The sequence below is a fragment of the Cohnella sp. genome (assembly GCF_041640265.1).
Lineage (GTDB): Bacteria > Bacillota > Bacilli > Paenibacillales > Paenibacillaceae > Cohnella.
The window spans coordinates 1-3,766 of record NZ_JBEQAP010000108.1; the positions used below are offsets into that span (position 1 = coordinate 1).

3 protein-coding genes and 1 pseudogene are annotated in these 3,766 nt (G+C 51.6%); 1 reads left to right on the plus strand and 3 read right to left on the minus strand.

The genetic code is table 11. From position 1 onward, the window contains the following. Positions 1 to 138: 138 nt before the first annotated feature. Positions 139 to 1,620, plus strand: a complete 1,482-nt coding sequence (gene tnpC / locus ACESLK_RS29965) for an IS66 family transposase (protein ID WP_373233515.1) — start codon at positions 139 to 141, stop codon at positions 1,618 to 1,620. 108 nt (positions 1,621 to 1,728) lie between these two features. Here tnpC and ACESLK_RS29970 read toward each other — a convergent pair whose 3' ends face one another. The 3 genes and pseudogenes from ACESLK_RS29970 to ACESLK_RS29980 form a co-directional block, all read right to left on the minus strand. Then, positions 1,729 to 2,346, minus strand: coding sequence for a DUF47 domain-containing protein (locus tag ACESLK_RS29970; RefSeq protein ID WP_373233516.1), 618 nt, complete (start codon positions 2,344 to 2,346; stop codon positions 1,729 to 1,731). A gap of 224 nt (positions 2,347 to 2,570) precedes the next feature. After that, a complete protein-coding gene (locus tag ACESLK_RS29975; protein ID WP_373233517.1) occupies positions 2,571 to 2,687 on the minus strand; it encodes a YjcZ family sporulation protein in 117 nt (38 codons plus the stop codon). A 118-nt stretch (positions 2,688 to 2,805) separates the two neighbouring features. Then, positions 2,806 to 3,766: pseudogene (locus ACESLK_RS29980) on the minus strand (FAD-dependent oxidoreductase); the annotation flags it as partial.

The window sequence follows — 3,766 nt, forward strand, 5'->3', positions numbered from 1 at the left end:
CCGCCGGGGTTTTGTACGAAAAACCGTTACTACTTAGGTCCCCATTGGGGACCTCTTTATTTTTTTTATATTTATAGCAGGAAAGATACGATATGTATCGAAATCCTGTGTATATAGAAAAAATGAGGAGCTATGAAAATGGAACTAACGCCGCAACAGGTCTTAGATATTTGCAAAGGTGACGAGGAAATTGCAGAAAAGTTCAATGCTCTTCTTGCCCTTAACTTGAAGCTGACGGAAACCGTAGCCGCTCAAGCTCTGCGTATTGAAGCATTAGAAAAACGTATCCATGAACTAGAGCGTCAGCTTGGTCAGAATAGCAATAACAGCAGTAAACCGCCTTCGAGTGACGGACTCCGTAAACCGCCAGTCAACCTGCGCAAATCCGGCGGCAAACGTGGAGCCCCCAAGGGTCACCCGGGACACACCTTGCATCAAGCCGAACATCCGGATCACATCATCACCCTCCCGACCGAACAGACATGTGGACACTGTCATTCCTCTTTGAGGGACGCCAAATTCATTGGTCATGAAAAGCGTCAAGTACTCGATCTGCCCGTCCCGCAATTGGTGGTCACCGAATACCGTGCTGAACAACGGCGGTGTTCCTGTTGTCACCGCATCACGCAAGCATCGTTCCCCGCTGATGTAACAGCGCCCGTACAGTATGGAAAAGGCTTTTCGGCATGGACCGTCTATCTGAATGCTCGCCACATGATTCCACTAGAACGCATCCGGGAGCTCTTCGCCGACTTAACGAATCAATATCTAAGTGAAGGCACCTTACTTTCCTTCATGCGTCGGACACATGCCAAGTTAAGTACGGTGGAATCCTTCATTCGCGAGCGCATCGCCGAGTCTCCTGTCCTTCACGCTGATGAGACCGGTTGTCGTGTAGAAGGGAAAACACGTTGGCTCCATACGCACAGCACAGCTGAATGGACGCTTCTGAATGTGCATGAAAAGCGCGGTTTCAAAGCCTTCAGCGAAGTCGGAATCCTTCTCCGTCATCTAGGCACCGTGGTTCATGATTGCCATTCATCCTATTTTAAAGAGAAATACCGATTCATTCACGCACTATGCGGTGTCCATTTAATTCGGGAATGCATCGGGATTATCCAGAATGATCACCAACGATGGGCGGCACATATGATCCGGTTACTTTTGACCAGTTGGAATATGGCCAAAGTAGCTAGAGCCCAAGGCCGCCCCTTGGAACCGGATACCATCCACCGGATTGAACACCTTTATGATACGATTCTGCAGCGCGGCGAATCCGTGTGGCACCAAGGAAAGGTCCGCCCGAAAACAGGGACACGAGGCCGAAAATGCAAAAGCCCAGCCGCCAATTTGGGTGAAAGATTCCGGATGCACAAGGAATCCATTTTGCGGTTTCTTTACGATGCCCGCGTGCCGTTTGACAATAACCAAGCGGAACGGGATTTGCGGATGACCAAAGTGAAGCAAAAAGTGTCCGGCTCTTTCCGCACGTGGGAAGGTGCGCATCAATTCGCGCGCGCTCATGGATTTATCTCAACGCTGCGTAAACAGGGCCTTCCCGTCCTTCCTTCACTCTTTGCAATTCTCCAAGGTAACTTCGCTTTCCCTCAGGGGACCTAAGTAGTAACGAAAAAACGTACAAAAGTAAGTTGAATTCGAGAAGTGTGGTTATATTGATCCCGTTCATTCACCCGTAGGGTGAATTTGTTCCCGGATTAGACAAACCGATCACGACAGCTTCAGGATAATGCCCTGTAGCACATCGGCCGCATCCTCGCAGCGGTCGGTTGTCTCCTCCAGCCTTTCGTAAATCTCCTTCAGCTTCATATCGTGGTAAGGATCCTTCTTGGCGCGGAAGATAGCGCGAATGCCTTCCCGCATCAACAGATCGGCTTCGTGCTCAATGCGGTTAATTTCAACCGTATGCTCCCGAATTTGCAAATACTTTTTGTTCGCCAGCAGCTTTAGCGCTTCTACGAGGTGGTGGCAGCAGGATACGATATGTACGGAAAACTGCTGCATAACCTTATCGGCGTAATCCACCTCCAAATAGTCAAAACGCGCCATCGACGCCTCGATCCCGTCAAGCACGTCATCGATGCACCCTGCAAGCTGCAGCAGCGCTTCCCTTGGTATGGGACTTGTCTGTATCGAATTAAGTCCCACAAAAATCCGCTGGACGAGCTCATCGCCGATCCGCTCATACTCGTCAATTTTTGCGAAGCGCTCCGCAGGCCGTCCTTCGCCGGTCAAGGCAGCCCGAAACTCGTGAGCCGCATGCAGCATATTGTCGCCTGCCTTCAGCAGCAAGGCCACGTACGTTTCATCGCCGGATTTGCCAAACATATTCATCACTCCAATGCTTTCCGCTAATTTTTGTCAGTATATCATAAGCAATGTCCGATGTCTTTACTCATCCTATGATATAGTGTACCCTATCATTCACGTTTCAAGCCGATGTGCCAGAGTGGAAGACAAGTTGATCACCAAGTAGGCTCATCCCATTTTCCCATGAACAAAAGCCGGCGGATGCGGATACCGCATGCCACCGGCTCTTGGACAAATCGTTCTTACAGAACGAATGTGCGGCTGATAATGACGAGAAGAATAAAGAGTACGAGAATTGCCCCTGTGGAAGTGAAAACACCGTGTCCTGCACCTACGCCAGCACCGCCTGCGTATGCCATGTGTCATTCCTCCTCACTCTCTTGTTGTTAGCAGTTTCTGTGCTGCTACAGTGTTATCCTATGCAAAAACGAGAGGAGGGTGTGGACATATGTCTCAATCTCTGCCCATTTTTTCGCATTAGGCCATGACCGGATCGCTCACTTCCCGAAGCAGCAAAGAGGCGACCCTTCTTGCGCTGGAGAAGGCGCGTTCAGCAAGCTCGCCTTTCCCTTCTGTCCCATCGCCGCAGAAGTAGAAGGGGACGCTCTCCAGCCGGTTCGGGAGCAGCTTGTTTCCTTCGATGTTCTTGACGCTCTGCACCATGGCTTTCTTCGATACTCGTTTCACCGCCGATGCCTCTCTCCACCCCGGATAATGGGCGTCGAACAGACGCTCCATCAGCGCCAGCCGTTCGTCCAGGTACGCCTTGCGGGATTCCTCGTCCTCGAACGCAGAATCATTCAAATAGGCAATGCCTTGCAGCAATTGACCTTCCTGAGGAACGAGCGTCGTGTCCGTTGCGGATACGTCGGAGATAAAAAGCTTATGCTCCATATCGCTGATATAAGAGAAGGGTCTGGCGACGACCCGGCTCAAGCCGACGTCATAGACGAGCACCTCCGTCGGTATGTTGTCCTCGTAAGGCGCAAGGAATGGCTCCCACGGCGAGCCGCGAAGCAGCTTGGCTGCCTGCTGCACCGGCATTGCAAACACGATCCGGTCGAAGGCGTGCTCCTGCTCCTTCGTGCGCAGCATATAGCGGCCTTTCTCGTACCGAATGCTTTCAACCCCTTCACGCAGTGCGATGGACCATCTACCCGATCCTTCGATTTTGCTCTGCAGCTGATTCGTGATGACGGCCCAGCTTCCAAGCACATAATTGACCGGACGCTGCGAGAGAAACAGATTGTGGTAGTAGTCCGCAATTGCCGGACCCGGAACTTTGCGGGCATCCTCGGGGGTAATAAAGAAGTTGGAGCAGACCAGATGCTCCCACAGCTCCTTCACATCGTCCGCTGCGCCTGACTCGGCCAAATAATCGCCCAGCGTTCGATAATTCCGCAGCAGATGAATGTTGGCCATAACCGCTGCAATCTCC